A 3,658-nucleotide genomic window follows, 5' to 3' on the forward strand; every position below is an offset into this window, starting at 1 on the left:
TGGGTGGCTTCGAGCGGCCCGCCGGGGGCGCGCCCGGCCCCCCCCCCCCCCCCCGCGCCCCCCCCCCCGCGCGCCCCCCCCCCCCCCCCCACCTTTCGGTTCACACCTCGGCTTGAAGTCCGTTCGCCTTCGGCTCGTACGCCCTGGAGGGGCACGGGGAACTGCGCGACCAGCCCCCGCTCACCCACCCGCGCCCGCACCCGGCGACGCAGGCTCAGGCCCCCGCGACCGCCCCCACGATCGCCTCCGCCGCAGCCCGCCCGCACACCCGCGCCGCCCCGTGCGTGGCGATGTGGAGAGCCCCCCTCGGGGGTGCCTGCGGGACGCCCATTTCCACCACGATCGTGTCGGGGCGCGAGGCCAGGACCGTGGTGAGGGCGTCGGACATCCACTCATGGCGATGCTCGTCGCGGACCACGGCGACCAGCGGGCGCTCCCCGGCAGCCGCGAGGATGTCCCCGGCGGCGTCGGCGTCCGTGTAGGTCGCGGACCGCGTGCCCGGCAGCAGTTCGGCCAGGTCGGCGACCGGACCCCACGGCGTCTCGTCGCCCACGGCGATATTGGCGACCGGCGCGAAGAGCGCCACGTACGGCGCTGTGGTCAAAGGGGAGAAACCTTCCGCCGCCGTCACCTTCAACGCCCTGCGCGCAGCCGTCAGACCGATGTCCCGAGGGACGGAAGCGGCCCCGGCGCCAGACTCGGCAAAGCCCTGCGCGGAGCCGTTCCGGGTCCAGCGGGCCAGGGCGCGCACCCGCTCGGCGGCGTCCGCGAGCCGTTCCTCCGGAAGGTCGCCCGAACGGACCGCGGCCACGATGGCATCGCGCAGCCGCCATACCGTCTCGTCGTCGGCGAGGCCGCCGCCCACACAGATCGCGTCGGCACCGGCGGCCAGCGCGAGGACGGTGCCGCGCTCGATGCCGTAGGGGCCGGAGATGGCCTGCATCTCCACGGCGTCCGTGACGATCAGGCCGTCATGGCCGAGTTCGCGGCGCAGCAGACCGGTCAGGATGCCCGATGACAGCGTTGCCGGGCGGTCCGGGTCCAGCGCCGGGACCAGGATGTGGGCGCTCATCACCGCGAGGCTGCCGGCCGCGATGCCCGCCCGGAAGGGGGCGAGGTCGCGGACGGCGAGCACCTCGGCGTCGACGTCGATGCGCGGCACGGCGTGGTGGGAGTCGACGGAGGTGTCCCCGTGGCCCGGGAAGTGCTTGACGCAGGCCGCCACGCCCGCGGCCTGGAGGCCCTGGACGTAGGCGGCGGTGTGCCGGGCGACCAGCTCGGGGTCGGCGCCGAAGGAGCGGACCCCGATCACCGGGTTGTCGGCGTTGGAGTTGACGTCGGCGGACGGCGCCCAGTTGAAGTTGACGCCGCACTCGGCGAGCCGTCGGCCGAGTTCGTGGGCCACGTCCCGGGTGAGGGCGGGGTCGTCGACCGCGCCGAGGGCGTGGTTGCCGGGGAAGGAGGAGCCCGTACGGACCTCCAGGCGGGTGACGTCGCCGCCCTCCTCGTCGATCGCGACGAGGACGTCGTCGCGTTCGGCGCGCAGTTGGGCGGTGAGCGCCGCCAGTTGCTCGGGCGAGGCGACATTGCGGCCGAACAGGCCCACCGAGGCGAGGCCCTCGCCGAGCCGGCGCAGCAGCCAGTCGGGGGCGGTGGTGCCGGGGAAGCCGGGCTGGAGGACCGTCAGGGCGTCACGCGTGAGCGTGTCGGTTTCGCTGGCGATGGTCGTCACGGTGGGCGTTATCCCTTCACGGCGCCCGCGGTCAGGCCGCCGACGACCTTGCGCTGGAGGTAGAGGAAGAGGACGAGGATGGGGATCGCGAACAGCGTGGAGGCTGCCATGGTGGCGCCCCAGTCATTGCCGAAGACGCTCTGGAAGCTGCTCAGCCACAGCGGCAGCGTCTGCGCGTGGGCTTCCTTGTTGACGACCAGGACGAGCGGGAACTCGTTCCAGGCGGTGATGAAGCCGAACATCGAGGTGGCCATCAGGCCGGGCGCGAGCAGCGGGAAGATGACCTTGCGGAACGCCTGGGCACGGGTGCAGCCGTCGACCATGGCGGACTCCTCCAGCTCCTTCGGCACGGCGGCGACGAAGCCGCGCAGCGTCAGGATGGTGAAGGGCAGGATCATCATCGTGTAGAAGAGCGTCAGCGGGACCAGGCTGTTCAGCATCGACGCGTCACGCACGATCATGTAGATCGCGATGATCATGACTTCCCAGGGCGCCATCTGCGCCATCATGAAGCCGACGATGAAGCCGCGCCGCCCCTTGAACCGCATCCGGGCCAGCGCGAAGGACGCGGCGAGCGCGATCATCAGCGAGAAGGAGACCGCGAGGATGGTGACGATGAACGAGTTGGTGACGAACGTCCAGAAGTTGTCCGCCGAGACCGCGGTCTTGAAGTGGTCGAAGGTGACGTCGGTCGGGAACCAGACCGGGTTCTCGGAGATGATGTCGCCGGTCGGCTTGAACGCCGTGGAGAACATCCAGTACACGGGGAAGACGAAGCCGATGAACAGGATGATGGCCGTGACATTGGGCCACACTCGGCCGAAGAGCGTGCGATTCACAGCTCCCCCTCCTCCTCTTGCTTGAGCACGAGCCGCAGGTAGTAGGCGGTGATACCGAGCAGGATCAGGATGGTCAGTACGGCGATCGCCGCGCCCATGCCGTAGTGCTGGTTACCGACGCCCTCGACGTAGGCGTAGACGGGCAGGATCTCGGTGAGCCGGTCGGGGCCACCACCGTTGAAGGTGAAGACCTGCACGAACGCCTTGAAGACCCAGATGACCTCAAGGAACGTGGTGGCGTAGAGGAAGGGGCCCAGGAACGGCATGGTGACCGTGGTGAAGCTGCGCCAGGCGCCGGCTCCGTCCAGGGCGGCGGCCTCGTACAGCTCGCCGGGGATGGTGGTGGTGGCCGCGTAGAGGTTGAGCGCGACGAAGGGGATGGACATCCAGACGATCAGCACGGTGACGACGAAGAACGTCGACATCTGGCTGCTGGTCCAGCTGTAGTCGGCCATGGAGTGCCAGCCGAGCTTGTCCAGGACCCAGTTGACGACGCCGAAGCGCTGGGCGAAGAGCCACTGGTAGACGGTGGTGGCGGCGACCACGGGCATGGCCCAGGTCAGCACCAGGCCGATCAGCAGGGTGATCCGCATCTTCTTGCCCAGCCGGGCGAGCAGCAGACCGATGAGCGCGCCGATGACCATGATCAGGGCGACATTGACCGCTGTGAACAGGATCGAGCGAAGGGTGACCCGCCAGAAGTCCTCTCCGGTCAGGGTCTCCTTGTAGTTGTCGAGGCCGTTCCACTCGGTGGCGCGCTGGATGAGCTGCGCCATGTTGAGGTTCTGGAAGGACAGCAGAAGGTCCTTCAGCAGCGGCCAGCCCAGCAGCAGCACGGTGGCCACGATGGCCGGCAGCAGCAGCAGATAGGGCGCGAGGTCGCCGCTGCGCTTCTTGGGTCTGCCGGGTACTCCGCCATCGGTCTTCCGGATCGGTACCTGATCCGAGGGCGGCCGTTCGGTCTGCACGGTCATGCTCGCGATCTCTCTTCTCGACCTAGCCGAACGCGGGGTGGGGGGGGGTAAGGTGGGGGGGGGGCCGCCCGGCGGGGGGGCGGAGTGTGTGAGGTGTGGGGGAGCGCGGGGTG

At 70.0% G+C, this 3,658-nt stretch carries 3 protein-coding genes; all 3 read right to left on the reverse strand.

Annotated features, from left to right (window positions below):
• Nucleotides 1-214: 214 nt before the first annotated feature.
• From ACFXAZ_RS24890 to ACFXAZ_RS24900, 3 genes are read right to left on the reverse strand one after another with little or no spacing between them, the layout of a single operon-like run.
• Entirely contained in the window at nucleotides 215-1,732 is a 1,518-nt protein-coding gene (locus ACFXAZ_RS24890) for a glycoside hydrolase family 3 protein (RefSeq protein WP_384595307.1), read from the reverse strand.
• 8 nt (nucleotides 1,733-1,740) lie between these two features.
• The gene (locus ACFXAZ_RS24895; RefSeq protein ID WP_384595310.1) at nucleotides 1,741-2,571 is read right to left on the reverse strand and encodes a carbohydrate ABC transporter permease; all 831 of its coding nucleotides are present in this window, start codon (nucleotides 2,569-2,571) and stop codon (nucleotides 1,741-1,743) included.
• Nucleotides 2,568-3,545, reverse strand: a complete 978-nt coding sequence (locus ACFXAZ_RS24900; protein WP_384595313.1) for a carbohydrate ABC transporter permease — start codon at nucleotides 3,543-3,545, stop codon at nucleotides 2,568-2,570. The genes ACFXAZ_RS24895 and ACFXAZ_RS24900 overlap by 4 nt, the downstream gene beginning before the upstream one ends.
• Nucleotides 3,546-3,658: the final 113 nt, after the last annotated feature.

The organism is Streptomyces sp. NPDC059477, from assembly GCF_042749375.1.
In the GTDB taxonomy this organism is placed as follows: Bacteria; Actinomycetota; Actinomycetes; order Streptomycetales; family Streptomycetaceae; genus Streptomyces.

Excerpts from the sequence above, each read along its gene's own strand:
- ACFXAZ_RS24900 (WP_384595313.1), bottom strand. The coding sequence starts at position 3,545 with ATGACCGTGCAGACCGAACGGCCGCCCTCGGATCAGGTACCGATCCGG.